The organism is Verrucomicrobiia bacterium, from assembly GCA_035629175.1.
GTDB lineage: Bacteria > Verrucomicrobiota > Verrucomicrobiia > Limisphaerales > DASXHY01 > DASXHY01.
The window spans coordinates 1-25,857 of the sequence record DASPIL010000029.1; the positions used below are offsets into that span (position 1 = coordinate 1).

The 25,857-nt window shown below is 59.2% G+C and carries 19 protein-coding genes; 13 read left to right on the forward strand and 6 right to left on the reverse strand.

Annotated elements, in window-relative coordinates; translation table 11 throughout:
* The first annotated feature begins 264 nt into the window (after window positions 1-264).
* Complete coding sequence (locus VEH04_04550; protein ID HYG22031.1) at window positions 265-741, forward strand: hypothetical protein; 477 nt, start codon at window positions 265-267, stop codon at window positions 739-741.
* A gap of 110 nt (window positions 742-851) precedes the next feature.
* Here the strand turns inward: VEH04_04550 and infC are convergent, their stop codons facing one another.
* Together infC and VEH04_04560 are read right to left on the reverse strand one after the other, a co-directional pair.
* Complete coding sequence (infC, locus tag VEH04_04555; protein ID HYG22032.1) at window positions 852-1,478, reverse strand: translation initiation factor IF-3; 627 nt, start codon at window positions 1,476-1,478, stop codon at window positions 852-854.
* 144 nt (window positions 1,479-1,622) lie between these two features.
* Window positions 1,623-1,943, reverse strand: coding sequence for an RNA-binding protein (locus VEH04_04560; GenBank protein ID HYG22033.1), 321 nt, complete (start codon window positions 1,941-1,943; stop codon window positions 1,623-1,625).
* A 434-nt stretch (window positions 1,944-2,377) separates the two neighbouring features.
* Between VEH04_04560 and VEH04_04565 the strand changes: the two genes are divergently transcribed.
* The 4 genes from VEH04_04565 to VEH04_04580 are packed head-to-tail and all read left to right on the forward strand — an operon-like array spanning window position 2,378 to window position 7,101.
* The gene (locus VEH04_04565; GenBank protein HYG22034.1) at window positions 2,378-3,559 is read left to right on the forward strand and encodes a glycosyltransferase family 2 protein; all 1,182 of its coding nucleotides are present in this window, start codon (window positions 2,378-2,380) and stop codon (window positions 3,557-3,559) included.
* 21 nt (window positions 3,560-3,580) lie between these two features.
* Entirely contained in the window at window positions 3,581-5,074 is a 1,494-nt protein-coding gene (locus tag VEH04_04570) for an O-antigen ligase family protein (GenBank protein HYG22035.1), read from the forward strand.
* Window positions 5,052-6,338, forward strand: a complete 1,287-nt coding sequence (locus VEH04_04575) for a glycosyltransferase family 4 protein (GenBank protein ID HYG22036.1) — start codon at window positions 5,052-5,054, stop codon at window positions 6,336-6,338. Before VEH04_04570 ends, VEH04_04575 begins: the two co-directional genes overlap by 23 nt.
* Window positions 6,286-7,101: a DUF2334 domain-containing protein gene (locus VEH04_04580; protein HYG22037.1), complete on the forward strand. Its 816-nt coding sequence runs from the start codon at window positions 6,286-6,288 to the stop codon at window positions 7,099-7,101. The genes VEH04_04575 and VEH04_04580 overlap by 53 nt, the downstream gene beginning before the upstream one ends.
* 17 nt (window positions 7,102-7,118) lie before the next feature.
* On the opposite strand, the gene VEH04_04585 is transcribed toward VEH04_04580, so the two are convergent.
* The gene (locus VEH04_04585) at window positions 7,119-10,253 is read right to left on the reverse strand and encodes an SNF2-related protein (GenBank protein HYG22038.1); all 3,135 of its coding nucleotides are present in this window, start codon (window positions 10,251-10,253) and stop codon (window positions 7,119-7,121) included.
* A 70-nt stretch (window positions 10,254-10,323) separates the two neighbouring features.
* On the opposite strand from VEH04_04585, the gene VEH04_04590 reads away from it, so the two are divergent.
* From VEH04_04590 to VEH04_04615, 6 genes are all read left to right on the forward strand, one after another.
* The gene (locus tag VEH04_04590; protein HYG22039.1) at window positions 10,324-11,352 is read left to right on the forward strand and encodes an MBL fold metallo-hydrolase; all 1,029 of its coding nucleotides are present in this window, start codon (window positions 10,324-10,326) and stop codon (window positions 11,350-11,352) included.
* Between the two features lie 559 nt (window positions 11,353-11,911).
* Entirely contained in the window at window positions 11,912-12,130 is a 219-nt protein-coding gene (locus VEH04_04595; protein HYG22040.1) for a hypothetical protein, read from the forward strand.
* A 78-nt stretch (window positions 12,131-12,208) separates the two neighbouring features.
* Window positions 12,209-12,652 (forward strand): nucleotide excision repair endonuclease, encoded by a 444-nt coding sequence (locus tag VEH04_04600; protein HYG22041.1) that lies wholly within the window; start codon window positions 12,209-12,211, stop codon window positions 12,650-12,652.
* 59 nt (window positions 12,653-12,711) lie between these two features.
* Entirely contained in the window at window positions 12,712-13,398 is a 687-nt protein-coding gene (locus VEH04_04605) for a hypothetical protein (protein HYG22042.1), read from the forward strand.
* A 3-nt stretch (window positions 13,399-13,401) separates the two neighbouring features.
* Window positions 13,402-14,871: a DNA polymerase Y family protein gene (locus VEH04_04610; protein ID HYG22043.1), complete on the forward strand. Its 1,470-nt coding sequence runs from the start codon at window positions 13,402-13,404 to the stop codon at window positions 14,869-14,871.
* A complete protein-coding gene (locus VEH04_04615; GenBank protein HYG22044.1) occupies window positions 14,864-18,211 on the forward strand; it encodes an error-prone DNA polymerase in 3,348 nt (1,115 codons plus the stop codon). Before VEH04_04610 ends, VEH04_04615 begins: the two co-directional genes overlap by 8 nt.
* 6 nt (window positions 18,212-18,217) lie before the next feature.
* Here the strand turns inward: VEH04_04615 and VEH04_04620 are convergent, their stop codons facing one another.
* Window positions 18,218-18,928, reverse strand: a complete 711-nt coding sequence (locus tag VEH04_04620) for a UdgX family uracil-DNA binding protein (protein ID HYG22045.1) — start codon at window positions 18,926-18,928, stop codon at window positions 18,218-18,220.
* 104 nt (window positions 18,929-19,032) lie between these two features.
* Between VEH04_04620 and VEH04_04625 the strand changes: the two genes are divergently transcribed.
* Window positions 19,033-19,566 carry a hypothetical protein gene (locus VEH04_04625; GenBank protein HYG22046.1) on the forward strand — a complete coding sequence of 178 codons (534 nt, stop codon included), beginning with the start codon at window positions 19,033-19,035 and terminating at the stop codon, window positions 19,564-19,566.
* On the opposite strand, the gene hisD is transcribed toward VEH04_04625, so the two are convergent.
* Complete coding sequence (hisD, locus tag VEH04_04630) at window positions 19,563-20,852, reverse strand: histidinol dehydrogenase (protein ID HYG22047.1); 1,290 nt, start codon at window positions 20,850-20,852, stop codon at window positions 19,563-19,565. The two genes, VEH04_04625 and hisD, sit on opposite strands and share 4 nt — an antisense overlap.
* A gap of 497 nt (window positions 20,853-21,349) precedes the next feature.
* Here hisD and VEH04_04635 point away from each other — a divergent pair, with 497 nt between their 5' ends.
* Window positions 21,350-23,011, forward strand: a complete 1,662-nt coding sequence (locus tag VEH04_04635) for a hypothetical protein (GenBank protein HYG22048.1) — start codon at window positions 21,350-21,352, stop codon at window positions 23,009-23,011.
* Between the two features lie 55 nt (window positions 23,012-23,066).
* On the opposite strand, the gene VEH04_04640 is transcribed toward VEH04_04635, so the two are convergent.
* A complete protein-coding gene (locus tag VEH04_04640) occupies window positions 23,067-25,646 on the reverse strand; it encodes a family 78 glycoside hydrolase catalytic domain (GenBank protein HYG22049.1) in 2,580 nt (859 codons plus the stop codon).
* Between the last annotated feature and the right edge of the window lie 211 nt (window positions 25,647-25,857).

Below are 25,857 nucleotides of genomic sequence, written 5' to 3' on the forward strand. Positions count from 1 at the left end.
CAACTTCGTTTCTTGCAGCGTCAGTTCGAGAGACTTTGATTTCTTGTTCTTCATCCCCACCGTAAATAGCGATGTGGCTAAATTTGTACATTTTATTCTTCAACAATTCCTCCTTTTTCTCACCCACTTTTAATCCCACCCCGTGCGCTACGATTGCACTTTTACGCCTTGTTAAGCGGCCTGAACAGTGTAAAGTGCATGCGATTTGACGAAGCCGTTCCGGGCTGCTTTTGCAGAGTCCCTTCTGGTTCGGCTGAATCACCCATGACATATCCCCGAAAAGCGAATCCACGCCTCGAGCAGCGCCTGCGCGAAATGGACCGGATCAACAGTGCGCAAACGCTGATTGAGCGGTTCCCCCAACTAAAATCCCTGAACGTCGTCCTCGGCTATTTTGACGAGCAACGAATGTCGCATGCTGGTGAACTGCGTTACAGGGCCAATGTGCAACACGCCAAATGCGTGCTGACTTTCAGTTGCCCCAACACAAGTTGCACGGGCGGCGGCTTCGACCTGAGCGAGGTGCTCGTCGCAGCCGTGGCCAAAAAATCCAAAACGGCGCAGGGTGAATTGCGATGCCAGGGAACGCGGACAACCGCCAACAAATTTGAGAGTCCCTGCAAGCACCTGCTTCACTACAAGCTCAGCCTTGCGTATTCGCCATCCAAGGGAAAGGGCGCAAGGGCCGCCAAAGCAGCGCCAAAAGCAAAAGTCGAAGCAGGAAAATCCGCGGCGGCATAACGCGAGGACGAGTCAGGCACCCCGTCGATCCATCCCGCTCAAGGGGCTTGCGGCGGGTGAAGTATTCTCCGCACCCGCTGGAATCGTTTTAGCCGCAGACACTCACCGAGTCATTCGTCCCCCTCGGGCTCTTCGTCATTTTCGGGCGGCGGCGGCATTGAAGCGTCGCGGGCCGGCGGCTTCGCACGTTTGTTCCGGGGCAGCGGACTGAGCAATACCGTCAGGTCTCTTTCGCCCATCATTTTAGGAGGCGTATCGGGGAGCGCGTAGGCGGCAAGGTCCTTCACAAACCGGTTTACCAGCGCAAATCCCAGGTCCTTGTGGGCGTTCTGCCGCCCGCGAAAGCGCATCTTGATTCGCACCTTCATGTCGTCGCAGAGAAATTCAATCGCATGCTGGAGCTTGACGCCAAGGTCGTGCGAATCAATGGCAGGGGAAATCTGAAGCTCCTTCATCCGGCCGCCAGTCTGTTTGGACTCCTTGTTCCGTTTCGATTCCTCGTACTGAAACTTTCCATATTCCACAATCCGGCAGACGGGCGGATTGGCCGTTGGCGCGATCTCGATGAGGTCGAGCCCCTTGGAGCGCGCGAGCTGCAGCGCGTCGTTGAGAGTCATGACTCCGAGCTGCTGTTTCTGGTCGTCGATGACGCGGACTTCTCGCGCGCGGATTTTTCCGTTACGCCTGTGCAGGGGTTCGCGCGAATGAAATGATCGTGGAGAGAACGGACGGCTCAATGAATTCCTTTGGTTGGGGTTGGGCTGTACAGAGAAGCGCCGAAGCGGCGGAATCTGCCTTCATTGTTTGCAACGAAGGCGGGCCGTGCTCCGGCAGAAAAGAATGGGGCCCGGCAGAGCCGGGCCCCGATGCAGAGTGTCTTATTAATAACGGGAACGTGAGCCGGAACCGCCGCCACCGCCGAACGAGCGGCGTCCGCCGCCGTTGGAGGATTCTTCACGGGGACGTGCTTCATTGACCGTTAACGCACGGCCGTCGAGCGACTTGCCATTCATTTCAGCAATCGCGGCTTCCGCTTCCTGAGGTGAGCTCATAGTGACGAATGCAAAACCGCGAGGGCGGCCGCTGACGCGGTCGGTCATCAGGTTGGCTTCGGTGACCGTTCCAAACGCGGCAAAAGCGTCCTGCAGGTCGTTTTCAGTGGTGTTGAAGGAAAGATTTCCAACAAACAATTTGGTACTCATGTGATGTTTCGCTGTCCTGATAGTTGTTTTCCAGACTGTACCCCGTTTGCCGGGTTTAAAATCATCACTGAACCAAGTTCACCTGAGGATTCCCCATATCTCGAAGCTTCAAGCATTCGAACAGATGCGGCACTATCCACCCTTTCACCGGAATAGCAACTGTTATTTGATGTATCGAAAACGCAGCGCAGGTCGCCGCACCTGCCTGGTGCATCGCCGCGCTTCCAAGCCGGCTGGCCGTGAATCGCGCCGAGGGAAAGGAAACCTCTCCAACTTCCCCAGCCGCTGCTACGAAGGACGGGCCATATAGCAGACTCGGAGGTCTGGGCTGCGATACGGGTCTGCGCCGCGGGCAAAGGCTGGGCAGCCCTCGGCGGAAAAACTAGGGCATTGCCTACTCGAAAGACGCCTATAGGCACCTACGATTCGGAGGTGTGAACATTGAGCCACAACCGCCAGCACCTCGTTCCGGTGTTTATCTTTCCATTGGCATCATCGCCTGGAACGAGGAGAAAGCCATCCGCACGCTGCTCAATTCCGTCTTTCAGCAAAGCCTCCTGTCGGAACTTGCCCGCCGAAATCTCTGTTGCGAAATCATCGTCGTCGCCAACGCTTGCACGGACCGCACGGTGAGCGTCGCCGACGAAATCCTGTCGCGACAAATGCGGGAGGATCTGGATGGGCGCGCTTTGATCGGCCGCGTCACGCATCTCGCCGAACGGGGCAAGATCAACGCCTGGAACCAGTTCGTGCACCAATTATCCGAACGCGAGGCCAAGTTCCTCGTCCTCATGGATGCCGATATCGTCCTGCACAATCGCGACGCGCTCTGGAACCTCGTGCAGACATTGGAGGCCAGTCCTGAGGCGCGCGTGGCCGTGGATGTTCCGCGCAAGGATCTCGAATTCAAACGCCGCAAAACCATTCGCGATCGGATGTCGCTCGCTGTTTCGAGGCTCACGCAGTCATCGACAGCCCAGCTCTGTGCGCAGTTGTACTGCATCCGCGCTGAGACGGCCCGCAACATCTACCTGCCGCGCGACCTGAGCGCGTGCGACGACGGTTTTATCAAGTCGCTCGTGTGCACCGATTTTCTGGCGCACGGCGTGTGGCCGATGCGCATCGAGGTCGCGCGCAACGCGTCACACACATTCGAGGCATACACATCGTTGAAGAGCGTTTTCAAGAACCAGAAACGGCAGGCGATCGGGCAGACCATCGTTCACCTGTTGATTGATGATTACATCAAGCACATGCCGGCGTGGGAGCGGGCGCGGCTGGCGGAAACGCTGCGACGCAAGGATGAGGAAAACCCGGACTGGCTGAAACGGCTGGTGCGCGAGCACCTCCGACGCAAGCGGTTCTTCTGGCGCCTTTACCCTGGGCTGGTGAGTTACCGTTTCCGCAACCTGCGCAAGCTCTCCTGGCGGCATCGGCTGTTCTGTCTTCCGGCGGTTCTTGGCGGAACGGTGCTTTCGCTCGCCGCAAGTCTTGCCGCGTACCGCTTCCTCAAGGCCGGTTTCACGGAATATTGGCCGCGCGCTGACCGTGGCGCAGGGCCGATCGATCTCGCGGGGCACGCCATGTCGCCCCTGTCACGCGCCAAAACGCGTTGAGCCTGGACTTCTGACGTTCTCATGGAAACGAAGCAACTGATCGCAGCCGCATACCTCGTCATCGCCGCCATGGGCGGAATCACGGTGACCTGCCTTTCCAAGCGCGCGCGCGACGGGTTCTTCTTTCTGCTCGTGACAATGGCCGCGCTCACGGAGCGCTGGGATGTAAATTTTGTGAGCCGCGAATGGTATCGGGGCACCACGATGGGGTTCGAATTCTCGCTTGTCGACGTCATCGCGCTGAGCCTGCTCGTCAGCGCCATTCTGGTTCCTCGCGCGGGCGAGAAACGGTTCTATTGGCCGCCTGCGCTCGGATGGATGCTGTTATTCTTCTTCTTCGCGGTGCTCTGCGTTGCGGTCGCGACGCCAAAGTTGTTCGGCTATTTCGCTCTCGTAAAGATGCTGCGCGGCCTCATTGTATTTTTAGCGGTTGCGCTGTATGTGCGCGGCGAGCGCGAACTGCGAATATTCTTGTGGGCGCTTGGCGCGATTGTGTGTTTCGAGGCGCTGCAAGCCATAGAACAGCGCTATCGCTACGGCATTCATCGCGTCTTTGGCGATCTCAACGCTCCCAACAGCCTTTCGATGTACATGTGCACGACTGCGCCCCTGTTTGTGGCGGCGTTCAACTCCAGGCTGCCACGCTCGTTGAAAGTGATGAGCGCGGCGACCATCGCGCTGGCCGGTGTCGCAGTGCTGCTGACGATTTCGCGTACAGGCATCGTGACCATTGGGTTGATCATGCTGGGAACGGTGGCCCTCACCATGGACCTGAAATTCACCGGCCGAAAGGTGCTCATCGCAACGGCATGCTGCCTGGCAGTTGCAGGAGCATTGGCGAAATCCTGGGAATCACTCACGTCGCGTTTCAAGGAGGCGACGCTGGAGGAGGAGTATGAGAACAAGCGCTCGCAAGGGCGCGGATACTACATTCGTCTTGCGGCGGCGATGGCCGACGAACAATGGCTCGGGGTCGGTCCGAACAACTGGTCGTTCTGGGTCAGCAACAAATACGGCCCGCGCATGGGATTCAAATTCGCGCCGTATCCCAGCGAGCACAAGGAGCCGCGCTTCGAAGTGTCGGCAGACGCGAACGTGGATGATCCACAGGCGGCGCCTGCCCACAGCCTGCTTGCGCTGACGGCGGGCGAGATGGGATTGGGAGGGTTGGTGTTAATGCTTCTGTTGTGGATGCGATGGGGACTCATGGGGCTGAGTTTCCTCCTGCCGCGAAATCCCGATCCGATGCGAACGATCGGAATCGGCATCTTCTTCGGACTCGTTGGAAATTTCCTTCAAGGCCTGACTGAATGGGTGTGGCATCAGACCGCCATTTTCTTCACGTTCAACATTCTCCTCGGGGTGCTCTCCAGCCTGTATTACCTGAAGCGAAAGGCAAGGCGAGAAGCCCGCCGCGCGCAACAATTGGAGGACGAATGGGAGGACGAAGCCGAACCTGGCCAGGAATGCGTTCAGGAGGAGGAAGCTCAATATGCGCGTACTGCATCTGCTTAGGAAATACGACCCCGATCAATGGGGCGGCACCGAGACGGCCATTCAACGATTGTTCCACGGCCTTCGCGAGCATGGAGTCGAATCCGTGGTCTTCTGTCCCGCGCTGGATCATGAGCCGGCACACGATCCATTGCAGGCTGAAGGTTGCCGCATCGAACGCTTTCGCGCGTTTGTGCCCATCCTTGGAATTTCCGAGCAACGCAAACGCCAGTTGATCTCGGTTGGCGGAAACCTGATGTCCTTCGACCTGTTCTCCGCATTGAAACGCGAACCCGGCGTCTCAGTGATGCACACGCACACACTGGGACGAATGGGTGCCATTGCCAAAACGGTTGCGCGCAGGCGTGGAATTCCCTTCGTTGTAACAATCCACGGGGGCGTCCTCGACCTTCCCGCGCACATCAAATCCGATTTCAACAAGCGCGTAGGCGGATTTGAATGGGGGCGCTTCTTTGGCCTGCTGTTCCAATCGCACCGGCTCTTTCCCGAAGCCGATGCAATCATCACGTGCAATGGAAACGAAGCGCGTCTTCTGCGCGAAAAGTATCCGGGAAAGCGCGTCGTGGTGCAGCCGCATGGGGTTCCGATTGAAATCTACCAGCAGGATCATCGGGAGGCCGCGCTCAAGGCGTTCCCGCAAATTCGCGGACGCGAAGTGCTGCTGTGCGTGGGGAGAATCGATTCCATCAAGAACCAGCAATGGCTCGTGAATCAGGCGCCACGCTTCCTCAGGAAGCATCGCAACGCGCTGCTGGTGCTCGCGGGCGCATGCACGGACGAAGTGTATGGGAAGGAGCTGAAGCGCTCGATTGAGCAATTCGGTCTGGGCGACCGCATCCTGTTGACCGGCGGCCTGCCTCCATGCGACCCGCGCCTGCTCGGCCTCTTGCAGCAGGCGGAAGTGTTGATCGTGCCGTCGCAGTCGGAAACGTTTGGCCTTGTGATTCTTGAAGCGTGGGCAACGGGCACAATGGTCCTTTCGACCCCAACGTCAGGAGCGACGACCCTGATACGTCACGGCGAGAATGGATGGTTGTTCCATCTCGACAAGCCCGAGGGTTTTCATGAAGCGCTGGATCACGCGCTCATCAATACCGACCTGGCGCGGCGGGTGGTTCGGCGCGGCTGCGACGACGTCAACCTGAACTACAACGTCACTGCCCTAGCAGGCCGTATGCAGCAGCTTTACCAGGAATTGATCGAGGAAAAAAATGCGTTACGTCATTCTTCGCGACGACGATACCAGCGCGCTGACGCCCGTTGATTGCCTGGAGCGGCTGTATCGGCCGTTCCTCGATCGCGGCCTGCCTGTAAATCTCGCCACGATCCCAAACGTGGCGACGAACACGCGTCTTCCTGACGGACGCCTTGAAGGTTTTCTCGTTGCGCGGAACGGCACAACGCAGGAGACGGTCCCGCTGGCTGAGAATGCGGAGCTCATTGCCTATCTCAAGTCCAACATGGGATACGAAGTGGTTCAGCACGGCTATCGCCATGATTACTTTGAATTCGATCGGCTGGGCACCGACGACGTCGTGCGGCGGCTGGAGCAGGGGATTCGCTGCCTGAACGACGCTGGCTTTGAACAGGCGAAAACATTTGTCGCGCCCTACGATAAATTTTCGCGCGACAGCCTGCGTGAAGTGGCGCGGCGCTTTCCCGTCCTCTCAACAGGATGGTTTGAACTGCGGCGGCTTCCGCGCACCTGGTGGCCGCAATACCTGATCAAAAAGGCGACGGGCTCCCCGCATTGGAAGGTTCGCAACACAGCGCTGCTGTCTCATCCCGGCTGCCTGTTGTCGTATCAGCGCGACTTCAAGAACATGCTGGCGTCAGTGGCTGAAGCCGTTGAAAGCCGCCGCCTGACAGTGCTCGTCACGCATTGGTGGGAATATTTCCGCGACGGCAAACCCGATTACGAATTCATCAGCTTCCTGCATCAAACCGCGGAGTATCTTGCTTCGAAGCCCGACATTCGCGTGATCCGGTTTTCCGAGCTGGCGCGCGGAAACGTGGCGTTGAATTGAACCGCGCGGACTTCGGCCTACGCCAAAAGTTCCTGGATTTCATCCCAGCTCAACGAAGCTGAAAACTCATCCTCGCCACCCAGCGTTGCTTTGATCACTTCGCGCTTTCGGTTTTGCAAATGAACAATTTTTTCCTCGACCGTGTCGCGTGCGATCAGCTTGTAACTCGTCACCACCCGCGTCTGGCCAATGCGATGCGCGCGATCTGTCGCCTGGTCCTCGACCGCCGGATTCCACCACGGGTCGAAGTGAATCACCGTGTCCGCGCCCGTCAGGTTCAAGCCGACGCCGCCGGCCTTGAGGCTGATGAGAAACACCGGGATTTTTGAATCCTTTTGAAAACGATCCACGACAGCGCCCCGATCGATCGTTGAGCCATCGAGATAACAGAACTCAACCCCTTCCTCAGCAAGCCGCTCCTTCAGCAACGCTAGCATGCTGACGAACTGGCTGAACACGAGAACACGGTGACCGCCATCGACAACTTCCTGCAGCAGTTCGCTGAACAGCTCCAGCTTGCCTGACGCGTTCTTCGGATCGACGTCTTCGAGCTTGAGCAAACGCAGATCGCAGCAAACCTGGCGCAGGCGGAGCAGTGCGTTCAGGACGATCATGCGGCTGCGAGCAACGCCATCCTTGCCGGCCGCGTCGAGAACCTCGCGCCGCGTGGAGTCGAGCAACTGCTGGTACACGGCCCGTTGATCGCGGGTGAGTTCGCAAAACGAAACTTGTTCGAGCTTGGCCGGGAGTTCGGCGACAACATCCTTCTTGAGACGGCGCAACAGGAATGGCCGCAACCTTCGGCCAAGCCGCGCCTGCGCTTCCGCACTTTTTTCACGCGCAATGGGAACTTCGTAGCGATCACGAAAATCGCGCGCTGTCCCAAGATAGCCAGGCATGAGGAAGTCGAAGATCGACCAAAGATCCGCCACTGAATTTTCAAGGGGCGTTCCCGTGAGAACCAGCCGATGTTGCGAGCGCACCGCTTTCACAGCCTGCGCGTTCTGTGTCTCCCGATTCTTGATGTGTTGCGCTTCATCGAGAACAACAGTGTCGAATTCCAATTCGCGGTAGCGTTCGGCGTCGCGTCGAATCAACGCGTAACTCGTGATGACGATGTCATGCTGCGCGGCGTGCGCGAAATGGCGATGGCGGTCAGGCCCGTGCAGCGCGAGCACCTTGAGATCGGGTGTGAAGCGTGCGGCCTCGGCCAGCCAGTTGAACACAAGGCTGGTGGGACACACGATCAGGTGCGGACGTCTGGCTTCCGCGGCGTTCGCAATGTTCAACGTCCTAAGAAAAGCGAGCGCTTGAAGCGTTTTGCCGAGCCCCATTTCATCCGCCAGAATCCCGCCAAATCCGTTCTCACGCAGGAAGTGCAACCAGGCCACCCCGTGTTTCTGGTAAGGACGGAGAATGTCCTCGAGGGTGCCGAGCGGAGGACACTCCAGCTTCGCGTCCCCCGACTGCTTTGCAGCGCGGTCGCGCCATCCCGCGGGCGCCTGGAACTTCCAATCGGCGTGCTGGCGCAGGGTCGATTCCAAGAACCCTGCCTGCGTGTTGTTGATGCGATACCCCTGGGCGTGCTGCTGCGGCGCGCAATCCAGCAGCACCTCCTGCAATTCCTCCACGGCTCCCGTGTCGATCACCGCCATCTTTCCGTTCTTCAAGCGCGTGTGGCTCTGGCCCGACAGCAGCAGGCGTTGCACATCCGCGGCAGAAAAGCGTTCGCCGCCGCTCGATTCGAAGACCACGCCGAGATCGAACCATTGAACTCCCGACGACGTGACTTGAAACTGCGGTTCAATGCGTTCGATGTTCTGCTGCGTGCTGCGTTCAAGGCGTTCTTCGAGCGTCACGGTCCATTCCTTTTGCAGTCGCGGATATTCCCTTGCAAAAAAATTCAAAACAGCGTTCTGCCCGTTCAGCTGCATCCGGCCCTGGGTGTCGGGCGCTGAAAAACCGTGCCGCTGCAAACGCCCGATGGCTGCGCGTTCTCCCGAAACATCGCGCGTCCAGTAACGCGTGGGGGATTCCGGGTCGGGCATCCAGACACCTTCATCGCCGGCGGTCACGCCGAGTGTCATGATCCGTGATCCGTATCGGCATTGCAGCAACGCGCTGAGTTGCGCAAGACCGCCCTTCAGCTCGAGCAGGAAGCGCGGCGGATGCGGTTCGAGTGCAAAATCCTCGAGCTTGAAATTGGCTGCGGCCCCGGCCTTTTCCAGTTGCGGCCAATGCTGGTTGAGAAATTGCGGGATCTGCGCGCGCGAGATACGAACAGGCTGGGTGAGCGCCTTTTGGAGAAGCGGAGGAAGCATCAGTGGCTGAAAGGTTCCACGGTTCCATACCCAGCTGCCAACGCTCACAAATGCGTTGCCGCTGCCCAACGGCGCGATCTCAATCTCACCATTCGCCTCGAGAGTTGCCTTGAACGGGAAAGCCACGGGTTTGTTGATGATCCTGACAGGCGTAGCCTTGCCTAACGTGATGTTCGGATGATCGAGCATCGCAGGCAGGATCGATGCAAAATGGTCGGTTCCAACCTGCAAGAATCCCGGCGCTTCGCCGTTTGTGAGTTGCTCCAGCGCTCCGAGCAACCCGGCGTCCTTTTCGCCGAAGGCGTAACCATTCGACTTCGGCAACGCATTCAAAGGCACGCGGCGTCCATTCCAGCGTGCTTCAACAGACAGCATGATTTTGCCACGCTCGAGTGCCTGTTCCAGGTTGGGCGGCAGAACGACAAATAATTCGACAGAGTCACCATCGGCATCGCGCCGCAAGGCAGGGGGGCGTGATGCGGCGGATGGAGTGGCAGCCGGCGATGGCCGCGTGCCACTGTTTTGCTTTGGGGCCGCGGGCGCGGGCTGGTCGCCGCGGATAAAATGCAAGCCGACGGCGACGCTGTGGGCGCAGATTTTTCCCCATTCGCGCGAATCGCGGCACGTGCAAAGGTTTTCGATGTCGACGGAGTTCTTAATGACCATCGAGGCCCGAAACGAATTGCCGCTGCTTTGGACGACGCCGCGCAGCAGGGGAGGAGCCCAGAATGAACTCAGCACCTGGCCCTGCTCGAGGTACGCGCGTGCTTGTTTCATTGCCTCCCAACCCGCCGCCTGGCTCAGGAGCGCTTCAGTCAAATCCACGGACATCGGCGTAATATGGGGGCTGTCGGCGTGGGGATCAAAATAATCTCAATGTGCCCCTTGCAGACCTGTTTGCATGGGGTATTCTACCCAGAATTTTGAACTCAAAGACCAGGATTTTCAGTTGAACAGCAGAGACTTTTCCCGACGCCGTTTCCTTTCCGTCAGTTCGCTCAGTTTGTGCGGAGTGTGGGCTGGAGCTTCAGACATTCTCCCCGCGCGCCTGCTTCGTGGATTTATCGAGGAGATGCAGCGAACGCTCGCCAATCCCAAAGGAACTCCGCGTCCCGACTTGTGGAACCCCAACACAATCACCGCGGCGTGGCTGGGTCACGCGAGTGTCTTGATCAATTTCTACGGCGTCACCATTCTCACCGATCCCGTCCTCTTTAACCGCATTGGCGCCGATACTCCGTTTGGAACCGTCGGCCCGAAGCGCCTCATCCAACCTGCTCTGACGGCGAAGCAGTTGCCGCATGTTGATGTTGTCCTGTTGTCCCACGCGCATATGGATCACCTCGATCCCGCCACGCTGCGCTGCCTGCCGTCGACCACGAAAGCGGTGACGGGCCATTCCACTGCCGATTTGTTGCGGGACATGAAGTTCAAGCAGCCAACGGAACTTTCCTGGGGACAGAAAACACGTGTGACGACCGCGAATGGCGACGTGGAGATTGAGGCGTTTGAAGTGAATCATTGGGGATCGCGCTGGAAGTATGACAAGGCCCGCGGCTACAACGGCTACATCATTTCACGCGAGGGAAAGAAGATCATTTTCGGCGGTGACACGGCATGGTGCGATTCGTTCGCGTCGTTAAGGAGCAAGGGTCCGTTCGAATGCGCGATCATGCCGATCGGTGCTTACGATCCATGGATTTTTGCGCATTGCTCGCCCGAGCAGGCGGTCAAGATGGCGGATCAGGCGGGAGCAAATTATTTCCTGCCGATGCATTTCAACACGTTTGCGTTCGGGCGTGAAGGAACTGTTGAACCGATCGAACGCATGCAGGCCGCGATTTCCGCTGATCGGATCGGCTGGCAGACTGTGGGTGAGACCTTTGCCCTGGACGGCAATCGTCGAGCGGCGACGTTAGCCGCAGCTTGATTCCAATCTCCCTCCTTAGCTGTTCCCTTCTCCCCTCGCCTGCGACGCAGGAGCGGGAGAGGGGCTGGGGAGAGGGTGCACTGATCCAGTCCCACGCAGCTCGAGTCTGTTGAGCCGCACGCCTCCTCTCCCCAACCCTCTCCTCCACTCCGAGTGGAAGAGAGGGAGCATTGCCTTTCCAACAACCTCGCACGACCAAAAAACCTTCTCCCCCCGCCTGCGACGCACTGAGCTTTACCCATTTCTTTTTTGCTGCAGGACGAAGGTGTAGTGCGGACAGGTGGGAGGAACGGGGAGCATCGGTCATGGGGAAGACCAGGAGCAGCCGCACGCTTGCGGAATGCTCATCATCGGACCGGCAAAAAAGTCTCTCCCGATGCTCTGCAGTCGCCGTTGCAGCCGCTGATCGCCCAATGCTTGGCACTCAAATTCCTCCTCGGCCCAGTCGGCCGGCGGCGCCTTGGGCTCCACCTGCGGCGCAGGCTTGCTAGCTAAACGCCGCCTCGCCGGCTCCGCGCACAGTCTCTGGCGGAAATCCTTTTCCAGGGGATATACAAACGTGGCGTTTTGGGAAACGGACGAAAAGAAGGTGGAATACTTTAATGATGGCGCCAGTTATCCGCGCGAAGCAGTGAGCGCCCGGCACGAACAAGGCGCAATTAACGCCGCGTTCCACAGTTCGGTCAGCTTTACGCGAATCGATTACTGGTATTTGGCCGTGGCGGAGACCAATCGGAATCGGCTCTGGTGTTACGCGGGAAGTCCGGATGGTCGCTGACCTTAATGGATGTGTTGCTTGGGAGACTCTTGAAAGAGCAGCAGCTCCGATCCGCATAGGACTGTTTTTGTCTCACCCATGAGCTACGATGTCAGGATGAGTTCCAGCCAGCTCTGGTTGTTTCCGCATCCGCGCCCCCTGGTCGAGCGGTTTGGCAAAGATTTTTTTTGCCAGATTCCCCGCTCGCCAGGCGTTTACTTTTTCTGCGGCCCGGGCGAAGGGGTGTTGTATGTGGGCAAGGCCAGAAACCTTCGCAAGCGCCTGGGCACGTACCGTGTCGCCAATCCCGAACGCCTGCCCCGCCGCATCATTCGCCTGCTGCATCGCGTGACGCGCATCGAATGGGACGAATGCCCCTCGGAATTCGCCGCCAGTTGCCGCGAGGAATTGTTGATCGCAGTGCTTCAGCCGCGGTTCAACAAGGCTGGAGTGGTCTGGCCAAGCAAATCTCCCTCCTCTCCCCAGCCCTCTCCTCCGCTGGGAGCGGAAGAGAGGGGGAAATGGCGGGATACCGCCCTGTGAATAACTCCGGGGTGAAACCCATTGCCTGAGCCCTTTCCCCGATTACATTGATCATCCGCATGTCCACTGCCCGTGTCATCCAGTTGCGCCAGCTTCTCAGAGAGAAGATTCCTCAAGCGCGCCTCGGCCTGGATGAACTCACCGCCCGCCCCCTGAATTCCTGGGCGACTGGCATTGCCCAATTGGATGATTCCCTGCATGGCGGCCTTCCCCGCGGCGCGCTCACGGAAATCATCGCTCCCCAGCGCAGTTCCGGCAGCGCCCTGTTGCGCAATGCCCTCGTCGCTCGCGCCGCTGCCGAGCGGCAGATCGTGGCGTATATCGACGGCCACGATTCGCTCGACGTCACTGCGCTCGAACCTGCAGTTGTGGAACGTCTGCTGTGGGTGCGATGCCGCACGGCGGAGGAGGCATTGAAAGCGGGCGACCTGATCCTGCGCGATCGCAATGTCCCGCTCGTGATCCTCGATTTGGTTTCGAACCCCACCATGGAACTGCGGCGCATCGGGGCCACCACGTGGTTTCGATTTCAGCGGATTCTCGAAATGGGCTCGACGGTTTGCGTGGTGCTGACTCCAGAGCCGCGGGTGAGCCCGGCCCAGGCGCGCATTACCATTCGCCCCCAACGACGCAATCTCGCCGCTCTTGATCGCGAATCCGTGGAACTCATTTCTGAATTGAAATTGGAAGTTTCCGACGCGCGCCGGCTTCAGGAAACGAACGAGCAACTGCAAAGCCTCGCGTGAACCTTGGACACTTTCGCGGCCATTTTCGTCCCTGACTTCGCCCTGCAAGCCGTATTGCGGCAGGAAGCGGAGTCGTGTTCAAAGTCCATCGCGCTCGTCGATCCAAGCCTGCCCAAGCCAAACATCATCCAGCTCACCAGCCCCGCGCGCGCGCAGGGTGTGATCGAAGGATTAACCGCCAGCCAGGCAATGGCGCGCAGCGCTGAACTGCGGATCCTGTCGCGTTCGCTGGCGCAGGAACAGGCGGCGATGGATATCCTGCTTCAAACGGCCTATGCCTTTTCGCCCAGCATCGAAAACAGCGCTCCTGGCGTCTGCACTCTGGAATTGAAGGGGCTTGGATTAGACGGCGAAAGCGCACTTCAGGATTGGGCTGCGCAGATTGTGGCCGCGCTCGAAACGCTGAGTTTGCGCGTTCGCATTGGCGTGGCGTCGACGCCATCGCTCGCGTTGCTTGCCGCCAAGGCCGCGCGCCCGACGTTGATTGTTCGCGATGTGGATGCGTTTGTATCCGCGCTGCCTGTCGACGTGCTGGAACCTTCGCCGTCCATTCTCGATATTTTGGAGCGATGGGGTGTTCAGACCATTGGCGAATTGCTCAACCTCGGCCGAACTGAACTCGCGGATCGTCTGGGTCCTGAAATCGTGTCATTGCTGCGCCGCCTCTCGCCGCACGCCAGCCGCCCCCTCAAGCTCGTCGCGCCTAGGCAGACGTTTGCGGAACAGGTTGAATTTGAAGTGGAGATTGAAACCGCCGAGCCGCTGCTGTTTGTGCTGCGGCGTTTTGTTGAACAACTGGCGCGGCGCCTCGACGTGATTCATCTCGTCGTCGCGCAGTTGCATCTGCAACTGAAACTCGGATCAGGCGCTGTTTACGAACATCACTTTCGCATTCCCGCGCCAACCGCTGACGTCAACACGCTCTTTCGCACACTGCAAACGCACCTGGAATCGGTTCGCACCGAAACGGCAATCGTCGGTTTGACACTGGAAGCCACACCTTGCCTGCCGCAGACGCATCAGTTTGGTCTGTTTGAAACGACGCTCAGGGACCCCAATCAATTCGCCGAAACGCTGGCGTGTCTCACCGCGTTGTGCGGATCGGATCGCGTCGGAACTCCGGTCGTGGCAAGCACGCATCGGCCCGACGTGTTCTCGCTGCGATCTCCGCAATTCGACGCGCAGGCTTCCGGCGCCGCCCACGTTGACGCAGCGATTGGACTGGCTTTGCGCCGTTTTCGTCCGGCAATTCCCGCGACGGTGGAATTTCGCGGGGAACGCCCGGCGCTGCTCCGCAGTTCGTCGGTCAATGGGGCCGTGGTGGAAGTGCGCGGGCCTTACCGCAGTTCGGGCGACTGGTGGGATCGGCAGGTTTGGACGCGGGAGGAATGGGATGTGCAAACTGCGGATGGAACGCTGTGCCGGATTTTCAGGACGGGAACCGAATGCTTTGTGGAGGGCGTCTATGACTGAGGCGCAACGTCTGAAGGGCAGGGGGCACGGCGGGTATGTGGAACTCCACGCACGCAGCGCGTTCAGTTTTTTGCGCGGCGCTTCCACTCCCGAACAGCTCGCCGAGAAAGCCGCTGCGCTGGGATTGCCCGCGGTGGCGTTATGCGATCGCAATGGCGTCTATGGCGCGCCGCGGCTCTTTGGCCGTGCGCAGGAAACCGGCGTAAAGGCCATTGTAGGCGCCGAGATCGTGATGGAAGACCAGACCGTTCTGCCTGTATTGGTGGAATCACGCGTCGGTTACCAGAACCTCTGCCAGCTGCTCACGCGTGCGCATCTGCGCAGCGAAAAAGGCAAAGCCACTGTGGGCTGGGATGAATTGCCGGAATTTGCAAAAGGGTTGGTGGCGTTGACGGGCGATGAGGAAGGGCCGCTGCTGAAGGATTTGGCGAAGACTGCTTCCCTGGAAAGCGGCAACGGCACGCGGCTTCTGCAACGCGGCGGAACATCGCCCATCGCATTTGGAAGTTCACGCCGCCCCGCCGCAAAGGGTGGACAAGTGCGCGCGCTGGAAAGGCTCCTGCACATTTTCGGACGCGATCATCTGTTCGTCGAGGTTCAACGCCATCACCTGCGCGGCGAGGATCGAACGCATCGCGATCTTGTCGAATTGGCGGAGCAATCTCACCTGCCGCTGCTGGCGACGAACGGCGTGTTGTATGCATCTGAAATGGAACGTCCGATCCTCGATGTCTTCACCTGCATCCGAAATCACACGCACCTGGATGCTGCTGGGAAGCTCCTGGCGCAGAACAGCGAGCGTTATCTGAAGACGTCCGCGCAGATGAGCGAGTTGTTCTTCGATTGCCCGGAAGCGATCGAAAATACGGTGCGGCTTGCCCAGCGTCTGGAGTTTTCGATGGAAAACCTGGGATACGAATTTCCCGAGTATCCCGTGCCGCCCGGCCATTCCATGGATACGTTCCTGCGTGAACAGGCTTACGCGGGCGCCAGGCAGCGCTATGGGTACGTGCCCGAGAAAGTCCGGCTGCAGCTTGAAAAGGAATTGCCGCTGATCGCAAAGCTCAAGGTCTCAGGATATTTCCTCATCGTCTGGGACATCGTCCAGTTCTGCCGCCAGCAGAACATCATGGCGCAGGGCCGCGGCAGCGCTGCCAACAGCACGGTATGCTTTTGCCTGGGCATCACTGCTGTCGATCCGTTGCGCTTCAACACGCTGTTTGAACGCTTCCTCACCGAAGGACGCAAGAGTTCCTGGCCTGACATCGACATCGACCTGCCCAGCGGCGGTCGCCGTGAGCGCGTGATCCAGGAAATCTACCAGCGTTACGGACGCCACGGCGCTGCAATGACTGCGAACGTCATCACGTTCCGCGGACGCAGCGCATCGCGGGAAGTGGGCAAGGCGTTGAACCTTGCGGGCGATGTGTTGAATCGCTTCTCGAACCTGTACGCGAATGGAGATTTCCCGCACACGCTCGACCTCGCGGCTCAAATGGAAAAGGCCGGCCTGCCGAAGGAACATCCACGCGCGCCTGCCTTTGCCGTGTTGTGCAGCGCGATTCGCGGATTGCCGCGGCATCTCGGGCAACATTCGGGTGGCATGATCATTTGCCAGGGAAAACTGGATTCCGTGATGCCGCTCGAGAATGCATCGATGCCTGGCCGCGTCGTGGCGCAATGGGACAAGGACGATTGCGAAGACTTGGGCATCATCAAGGTGGACTTCCTCGGCCTCGGCATGATGTCGGTGCTGCAGGACACAGTGGAGTTGACGGGCCGATTGGGACGTCCAGTCGACCTGGCGCACCTGCCGCAGGATGACGCGAAAACGTTTGAAATGATGCAGGCTGCGGACACGGTTGGCGTATTCCAGATTGAGAGCCGCGCGCAGATGGCGACGCTGCCGCGCATGAAGCCGAAATGTTTTTATGATGTCGTGATCGAAGTCGCGATCATCCGTCCCGGCCCGATCCAGGGGCATCTGATGCATCCCTACCTGGAGCGCCGCGCGGGCAAGCAGCCTGTGCGCTATTATCACGACAGCGTGAAGCCGGTCCTTGAGCGCACGCTGGGCGTGCCATTGTTCCAGGAACAGATGCTGGAGATCGCGATGGTAATGGCGAATTTTTCGGGCGCGGAAGCGGAGGAATTGCGGCGCGCACTGAGTTTTCATCGTTCGCAGGAACGCATGCAGAAGGTGGAGAAGAAACTGCGCGCTGCCCTGGAACGCAATGGCCATGGGCCTGAAGTCGTGGAGCAGATCATCCAGGCGATTGGCTCGTTCGCGTTGTACGGCTTTCCTGAATCACACGCGATCAGCTTCGCGCACCTGGCTTATGCCTCGGCTTATTTGAAGGCCCATCGCGCACCCGAGTTTTACGCGAGCCTCTTGAACAACCAGCCGATGGGTTTTTATTCTTCGGCGTCGCTGGTGAAGGATGGCCAGCGCCATGGCGTGAAGTTTCTGCCCGTGTGCGTCAGGGAGTCGGACTGGGATTGCGCGATTGAATCGGCGCACGTAGCGCAGGCTTCCAGGCCCGCAGGAGCGTTGAGTTCTGGAGCTGCACGAGAATCCCTTCATGTGCGCCTCGGCCTGCGGGTGATTCGCGGGCTCAGCCGCACGAGCGCGGAACAGCTTCTTGCCGAGCAACGCCGGGAGCCGTTCACTTCGATTGACGATTGCAAGCGGCGCGTGCGGTTGAACAGGGATGAATGGCGCGTGCTCGCGGAAGTGGGCGCGTTCAACTGCTTTGCCGCGCATCGGCGCGACGCGCTGTGGCTGGTGGAGAAGGAATGGCGGCAGGGGGATTTATTCGAATACAGCGAACTGGCCCGCGCAGGAAAAGCTTCTGAATCCACTCCCGCCGATTCGGAATTGCGCGAGGCGCCTTTGGATGCGCGCACCGCGTCGCCATTGCCCGCGATGAATTATGCGGAACGCATTCGCGCTGATTACCGCGCGATGCAGCTTACGACTGGGAAGCACCCGATGGCTTTGTTGCGATCCCAATTGAAGGACGTCTGGCGCGCCGCGGATTTGCCAAAGGCGGAAAGCGGCAGTTGGATTCGAATTGCAGGCAATGTGATCTGCCGCCAGCGTCCCGGCACCGCGAAGGGATTTGTCTTTATCAGCCTGGAAGACGAGACCGGCATCAGCAACGCCATCGTGACGCCGCCGATGTTTGAGGCGAACAGGTTGTTGATCACGGAGGAATCATTCCTTGTGATCGAAGGCACGCTGCAGAACGTGGACAACGTCATTCACGTGAAGGCTGCCCGGATTGAGCGCTTGAAGGCAGATCCGCGAGTGGCCACCGCCTCCTACGATTTCCACTGAACTCCGCTACGTTGCTGAACGAATCACCTCAGCCACCTTCTTGAGATCTTCAACGAACCGCCGCATTTCAGCGTGGCGCGTTTCGGGATCGGGCGCGCGCAGGATGGACGAAGGATGAACGGTGGCGACGGTGTGTTGCGCAAGCGGTGATTCCATAAATTGCCCGCGCTGCTGGCTGACACGAAAGTCCTTTCCCAGCAACGCCTGGGCAGCTGTCGCTCCAAGGCAAACCAGCACGTCCGGTTTTAGCACGGCAAGTTCCGCCTCCAGCCACGGACGGCACGCGGCAATCTCGCGTCCGTTTGGTTTCTTGTGAATGCGGCGCTTGCCCTTTGGTTCCCACTTGAAGTGCTTCACCGTGTTTGTGACGTAAACCTGGTCTCGCTGAATTCCCGCCTCGGCCAGCGCTTGATCCAGCAGCCGGCCCGCGGGTCCAACGAATGGCTTGCCCGCAAGGTCTTCATCGTTCCCGGGCTGTTCCCCCACGAACACCACCCGTGCACCGCGCGCGCCTTCTCCGAACACCGTTTGCGTCCCCGTTTTCCACAGCGGACAGGCCCGGCAATCGCGTGCGGCCGCCTGGAGTTTGGAAATGGTGGGCCGCGGCGGAACCAGCGGCGCTGCGGTTCCGGCTTGTTCCTCACCATCGCCAGCACGCGGCTTTGACGGAGCAAACCGGCTGCGTTTCACCCGCTTTTCAATCAGGCGCTGTTCCATGACGCATTTTATCACGGGCAGATCAGCCCCGCGCCTGGGGTGATCTAAGCCACCGTCGGGGAATCACGCATTGGCAATCCGCAGCGGGGGACGGACATTGTCGCATGCCGAAAGACATTCGATTTGGCGAGCTCGTAAAATCAGCAGGAAAGCCGGAGGTGATCACGTTGTGGTCCGATCCAAAGCAGGATCGCGGATTCATGAAAGCTGTGAAGGAAAACCGTGTGCTGACGCTGATCCAGGCGCCGGCCAGCAAACGGAAGGATTTTGGAAGGATCGGCTTTCACCAGGAAGCGTTCGCCTCCTACCTCGTTTTTCCGAAGCCGCTGCCGAAAGAGACCAAGCCGCGCGTGATTGGAATCAAGTACGACCTCATGGAACAACCCCGCGTTGCCGATCCAGTCGACCTCACCGATCCTTCGCCCAAGCCTGAGAAAAAGACTGTCAGAAAACGAAAGGCGTTCGAGATTCTGCTTCGGCGGCAGGCAACGTTTGAGACAACGGTGACGATCGATGACGCGCCGACAGTTGCCGCCGCGCGCAAGAAAGCGGTGCAGGAAATGGCCGCCGCGCCCTTTGATCTCACCAAGGCAGTGATGAAGAACGAAGTCCTGGACGTGCGTCAGAAGGAAGTCTAGAACCTGATCTCGGCCGATGCGCCATGCGCATCGAGTCCTTCCATCTCTGCGAACTTCCGCACGCCGCGCAGTGCTCGTTTCAATCCCGGCCGGCTGTATTCGACGACGCTCGTGCGGCGTTGGAACTGGTCAACGGTCAGACCCGCAAACGAAGCGCCTGCGCCGTCCGTGGGCAGCACGTGACTTGGCCCGGCGATGTAATCGCCCAGCACAGTCGGTGACCACGGGCCGAGAAAAATCGCTCCCGCGGTGACGATCCCGTCCGACACCCTGCGCGCATTCTTCGTCACAATTTCGCAATGTTCCGGCGCAATGCGATTCGTGAGTGCAACGGCGTCATCGATGGTGCGCACCTGGATCAGCCATGCGTAATCGTTCAGTACGCGCTGGATGAACTCGCGGCGCTGCAATTTCGGCAACTGTTTCGCCATTTCCTTTTCCACCGCTTTCAGGAGTGTTCCTGACGTCGTCACCAGCCAGACGTGTTCGCGGCCGGAACCATGTTCGGCTTGCGCAAGGAGATCGGCTGCCACGGACTTTGGATTCGCAGAATCGTCGGCGAGTACAAGGACGTCGCTCGGCCCGGCAAGCAGGTCGATGGCGACGCGGCCGAACAACAACCGCTTCGCCATGCTGACATAGGCGTTGCCGGGGCCGAAAATCTTTTGAACCTTGGGAATGATTGCGGTGCCATAAGCCATGGCGGCAATCGCTTGCGCGCCGCCAACTCGAAAGATTTGCGTGGCCCCCGCCGCGCGGGCTGTGAAGAGGAGCGCGCTATTGATCGATCCGTCCTTGCCGCATGGCGTGCACACCACGATCTCGGGGCAGCCTGCAGCCTTCGCGAGCGTGATCGTCATGATCGCGGTTGAAACCAGCGGCGCGGTCCCGCCAGGGATGTAAATGCCGACGCGCTGAAAGGGATCGAATTTTTCTCCGACCAGGGCTCGATGCAAATTATGCGCCTGCCAGTTTTTGCGACGTGATTTGCGCGCAAACATGCGCACGTTTGCTTCGGCTTCGGTCACCGCGGCGCGAAGCCCTTCATCCGCTTTCAGCGACGCCGTCATGAGTTCCGCGTGCGTTACGGCCAGTTGATCTGCCGTAAGCCGGGCGCCGTCGAAGCGTTCGGTCAACTCAAGCACTGCGGCATCGCCCCGTTCCTGAACGGCCTGAAGGATGGCCAGCGTGCGCTGCTCAATTTCGGGATCGAACAAGCTCGATTTCGCGGTCAGTTGCTCAATCTGGCGGTCGAAGTCGCTGTCATTGTGACGAATCACTTTCATGCTCCGGCAGGCTAGGGGATGGGGAATGAAGGGCAAAGCGCAAAGCGTAATGCAGCGTTTTTGGTCCCCCTCTCTTCCACTCGGAGTGGAGGCAGGGCGGGCAGAGGAGGAGCGTTGCAACTTGGAAACTGCACCCCCCTCTCCCCAACCCGCTCCCGCTCCTGCGTCGCAGGCGAGGGGAGAAAACAGCAGGTTCGGAGATCTGCGCTACGTTGCGCCGACTGAACGTAGCGCAGACTTCCAAGTCTGCTGTATCGCAGGCTTCCCAACCTGCTCGGCGTTACTACGCCCACCCGACTGGAAGTCCGCGACACGGCAGATCGTATTTGGATGGAACTTCACGCATCGAAGCGCGATTTCCACGCGCTCGGAAAGCGTTTCCAACGGTCGCACTTCAAAAACTTCAGCAAAATGGAGGTTTTCAACGGTTGGCCCGCGCGCTGCTAAATGGAACTCGTCCGTGCGGTGCGCTGAAACGAGAAGACGTTGAGGTGAATATGAATGAGCACGACGAAACCAGCCGGGATTCAGCAGAACAGTTTTGTGAGTGCGGCGCGTTCGTGTCTCGGGAAGTTTCGCAGGTCACCGCAGGTTCAGCTCAGTGGTTCAAACGGGTGCTCGCCTGCAATCCGTTTTATCTCGTCAGCGCGGCGCTGCTGCTGTTCGGCGTTTACAAGGTCTCGACAGATCCGCAGCTGGCAGCGCGCGAGTTCAGCCAGTTGCAATTCAATTTTGGTTCGCTGCAGTTCTACGAGCTGTTGCTGGTGGGCACGGCAATTTTCCTGGCCCGGCGGAAAGTCTGGTACGATTCGACGCTGCTGGTAACGCTCGAGAACCTTTTGTTGCTGGTGCCATTTATTTTAATCAGCCATGCAGCGCTGATGGATTCAAGGACGGTGGGGTGGATGTCGGTACTGGGAGTTGGGTTGGTGTTGATGCGGTTCGGCGCGCTGCGGCGGTGGTTTGGGCAACTGAACCTCCCGCCGCGCGCGCTGATTGCCGGCGGACTGATCCTCACAGTGAACGTCATTTGGCTTTGGGTGTATCGCGATCTGCAGGAGGAGCGGACGCCGGTCTGGGGACCTGCCCACGAGATGCACGAGTGGAGTTGGCTGTTGATTTTGCCAGCGCTGTTGATGTTAGGGGGTGTCCTTCCAATCGCCAAGGAGGTGGGAAGAAGTTTGCTGCCGCAACACCGCTGGCTTCCCTTCGGCTTCTTTGGGCTGTGGATCGCGGGTACGGCTGTGCATCTCTACAGCCTGACCTACATGTATGATTTTGTTTTGCGCCGGGAATTGCTCGCCCCATCGCTTTGTGTTCTGGCCTGGCTGGCAGCCTGGCGCACTTCAGATTTCCTGAAGCATCTCCATCAGGGCGTGTCGCGCACGCTGCTGACGCTGCCACTGATCGCGGCGCTTGTCGCGGGCGGGGGAGACGTCGAAGTGCTGATGGTCCTGGCCGGTGCGAATGCGGTTGTCTATGCGGCGTTCTGGATGCGCCGTGACGCACGGTTTGTCAGGCATTTGCTGTTCGCGTCGCTTGTCATGTTGGGGGCGTGCCTGCCATCGAATTCATTCGGCACGCTGCCGCGGTTTGATCGGCCAATGCTGCTTTCACTGGCAGTCGGATGTTACCTGGTGTTGTGGACGGCGTTGTCGCGACAGCCGAAGGCCGGAGTGCTCGGCGCGCTGCTGTGTGCCATCAGTGCAATGTTTTGTGGTCGCGATGTGGCGGGAATCCAGCACGTGGCGTTGCAGCTGGCTCTTGTCTTTCTGCTCGTTCATAGCGTCCGATGGGACGACATGTTGCACGACGGTGCGCGTGCGGTGCGGACGGTTGCGGCGATTCTCTGGGTGGCGCATGCGTTGGTTTGGGTGCATGCGGGTGCATCGGGCTGGATGACTTGCACTTTTTCAATTGTGGTTGTTATTGCGTGCGCTGTGGTTCGAATTTTCCGGGGCCGGTGGGAGTTCCAAATTCTGCTTACGAGTGCAGTCCTGGTTGGGCTCGCCGGTCCCGGTCATGTGTTGGTTGGGGTGATGCGGTCAGCTCCCGGGGGTATGTTGGCCATCCTCGGGAGCTTTCTGCTCTTCGCCATCGGCACCGGTGCCGCGCTCATCAAACATCGCTGGCATGAATCGCAAGAGAAGGGTTCCTAGCCCGCGGAGCGCGATCAGATGAAACTCACATTAGGACGCCACCGTCGCGGATAACTCAAGGAGCGTTGACCTGAAATTCGTATCGGCCTGAACCGATTTCGCACACAACCCGGGAACCCTCCTGTCGCGCCGCAGCGTTCAACGGCCGTCCTCCTTCTGTCACAGAATTAATCGCGGTCGCAGGAATGAATACGCGAGCGGTTGTATTCGGAGGAATCTCCACCTTCAACGCGAATCGTCCGTCCTTGCGGGTCCAATGACTTTCTATAGGTCCGCGGATCGAATTGTACCTCGCCCGCGCCCAGGTCATGCCGCCAACAGGTTGCGGACGGATGATGATCTTCTTGAAGCCGGGTCCGCTCGGATCGCAATCGATTCCGGCAAGGTCCTTGTAAAACCATTCCGTGATGTGGCCGAGCATGAAGTGGTTGTGCGACGTCGTCAGGTTGGCATCCCAGGCTTCAGTCAGGCTCGTTTCGCCCTTCTTCAGCATGTAACCGTAGCCGGGTTTGTCGTCCTGGTTGATCATGCGATATACCACGTCCGAACGGTCTGCCTTTGCCAATGCCTGGAGCAGGAAACGATACCCGATGTCGCCCGCTGTCATGAGGTGGTCGCGGGCCTCGAGGTCGCCAATCAAAGCGTTCAACACTGCGTCGTGCGATGGCGGTTCAGCGATTCCAAAAACAAGCGGCAGGGCGTTCGCGCATTGGGAACCCGTGGCGTAAGTGGAATTTTCCGTATTGAAGAAGGTTGAATTGTAACTGGCGCGGATCTCTCCAGCGCGTTTGCGAAAATGCGCGGCGTCTTCGGCGTTGCCCAGCAGCGTCGCGATCTTCGCCAGCAATTCTGCGTCGTGGAACAGGAACGCTGTCGCTGTCACGGGCGGGGGAGTGTGCTGCGGAGCGCCGGATTTTTTCGGTCCCAGGTCAAACCAATCGCCCAGTCCCTGCGCGAGGATGTTGTTGGTGGCAAGGCTCTCCAGGTACGCGAAGTAACGCTTCATGTCAGCGTAATGCGTGCGCAGAAGATGAACGTCGCCGCAAAACTGGTATTGCTGCCAGGGCACGATGATGAACGCGCTGCCCCATTCGGCGGCGCTGCGGAAGGCTCCCTTGAATTCCGTGAACTCAGGCGCAATGTTCGGCACGAGCCCGTTTTCCAGTTGCGCGTCCGCCATGTCATTCATCCCTTTCGTGAACATGCGCGCCATGTCGAATTCGTAACGAATGGCGGGACCGTTCAGGTGATACTGCTCGAGCCAGCCGAGCTTCTCGCGATGCGGACAGTCGGTCAGGACGGAAACCATGTTCGCTCTCTGCGCCCATCTCACAAGATCCCGAATGCGGTTGAGCAGGGGATTGGAGCATTCGAATTCTCCAGTGGCCGCCGCATCTGCATGAATGACGACTCCTTCGAGGGACTCGATTTGCGGAAGGGAAGACGCTGCGGTTGGCGCGGTGAGCGTGGCCTCGAGATATCTGCAACCCACATAATAGAACTGCGGGAACCATTCCTCCGGATCGTCCGTGGACTTTGTGTATTGCCACCACGACAACCCTCGGTTGGTGCTGCCCATCGTGGATCGCAGGATCGAGCCATCGGGATTTACGACTTCGGCGGGGATGAGCCGCACGGTGCTGCCCGCAGGACCGCTGACGCGAATGCGTGGCATGTAGGACGTGTTCTGGCCGAGATCGTAAACGATTTTGCTCGGCGCCAGCTTGGTTTCTCCAATCGGCCTGCGGACCTCGATTTCACGGATGGGTTCGACGGAGGCGCTGTGCCCCCGCAATTTTCCGCCGGGACGCACAACGTGAACTGAAGGTGTCCAGCCGCGATCGTCGAAACCAGGCTTGTCCCAGCCAGCAGGAATTAGTCGCGCGTCATAGTCTTCGCCTCCAAAAATGCTCGAATATGTAATGGGTCCCGGATGCGTGCGCCAGGTTGGATCCGTTGCAAAGGTTTCGTGTGTGCCGTCCGCGTATTCGATTTCCAATTGCGCGATGGCGCGCAGCGGGCCGAACGAGCCCGTGAACTTCGCGAAACGGTTGCGGCGTTGCACGTGATACATGCCGTTCCCAAGCGTGATGCCAAGCGCGTTGGTTCCGGGTCGGAGCAGCGGGGTGATGTCGCGCGTGTCGTAAAGGATGGTGTCGTTGTAATCGGTCCAACCCGGCGAGAGCAACTCGTCGCCAACCTTCCGGCCGTTCAGGTTCAATTCGTAATGACCAAGTCCGGAGACGTGAATAATCGCGCGTTTGATTCCTGGCTTGGCGCGGATTTCCTTGCGCAGCAGGAGCGCTTCGGAAGTGGCAGGCGCACAGATCCATCGTGCCTTCCAGCCAAGGGGCGGATCATCCTGTCCCGCGGTTTGCCCGGCGGGGCCAAAGAGACCCATGGTCCAGCGCTGCGCGGGGGCCCACGCGGAAGGGGTGCCGTTGGCAGCCCAAACCCGCACGGTCCAGAATACGTCCTGTGACGGTTTCAAATCCCTGCCGCGATACTCAATATGCAGGGATTGGTCGGACTGCACCTTGCCGCTGTTCCACAAATCGGCCTCTGCCTCGTTCAACAGGTTCGTGGTGGTCGCAGCCAGGATTTGGTAGCCAGTCTGAAGCTGCGCTCGTTCCACACTCTCAAGTCTCCAGGAAAGGCGCGGTTGGCGAGTGTCGATGCCAAGTGGGTTTGTGGAGTATTCGCACTGCAGGTGGACTGGAATCAGCGCGGCAGTGCAGGGGAATGTGAGTAGGAGGCAAAACAGCGCCAGTAGCGCCCGTTTCGGAAACTGTCCTGCCCTCCGCAGTGGGCTGCCACGGAGGACGGGCTGTATCGCCGGCTTCCCA

Bases quoted from the DNA above. Each gene is read 5' to 3' on its own strand.
- VEH04_04550 (HYG22031.1), top strand. From the start codon at position 265: ATGACATATCCCCGAAAAGCGAATCCACGCCTCGAGCAGCGCCTGCGC.
- VEH04_04560 (HYG22033.1), bottom strand. From the start codon at position 1,943: ATGAGTACCAAATTGTTTGTTGGAAATCTTTCCTTCAACACCACTGAA.
- VEH04_04570 (HYG22035.1), top strand. From the start codon at position 3,581: ATGGAAACGAAGCAACTGATCGCAGCCGCATACCTCGTCATCGCCGCC.
- VEH04_04575 (HYG22036.1), top strand. From the start codon at position 5,052: ATGCGCGTACTGCATCTGCTTAGGAAATACGACCCCGATCAATGGGGC.
- VEH04_04580 (HYG22037.1), top strand. From the start codon at position 6,286: ATGCGTTACGTCATTCTTCGCGACGACGATACCAGCGCGCTGACGCCC.
- VEH04_04585 (HYG22038.1), bottom strand. From the start codon at position 10,253: ATGTCCGTGGATTTGACTGAAGCGCTCCTGAGCCAGGCGGCGGGTTGG.
- VEH04_04590 (HYG22039.1), top strand. From the start codon at position 10,324: ATGGGGTATTCTACCCAGAATTTTGAACTCAAAGACCAGGATTTTCAG.
- VEH04_04600 (HYG22041.1), top strand. From the start codon at position 12,209: ATGAGCTACGATGTCAGGATGAGTTCCAGCCAGCTCTGGTTGTTTCCG.
- VEH04_04605 (HYG22042.1), top strand. From the start codon at position 12,712: ATGTCCACTGCCCGTGTCATCCAGTTGCGCCAGCTTCTCAGAGAGAAG.
- VEH04_04615 (HYG22044.1), top strand. From the start codon at position 14,864: ATGACTGAGGCGCAACGTCTGAAGGGCAGGGGGCACGGCGGGTATGTG.
- VEH04_04620 (HYG22045.1), bottom strand. From the start codon at position 18,928: ATGGAACAGCGCCTGATTGAAAAGCGGGTGAAACGCAGCCGGTTTGCT.
- VEH04_04625 (HYG22046.1), top strand. From the start codon at position 19,033: ATGCCGAAAGACATTCGATTTGGCGAGCTCGTAAAATCAGCAGGAAAG.
- hisD (HYG22047.1), bottom strand. From the start codon at position 20,852: ATGAAAGTGATTCGTCACAATGACAGCGACTTCGACCGCCAGATTGAG.
- VEH04_04635 (HYG22048.1), top strand. From the start codon at position 21,350: ATGAATGAGCACGACGAAACCAGCCGGGATTCAGCAGAACAGTTTTGT.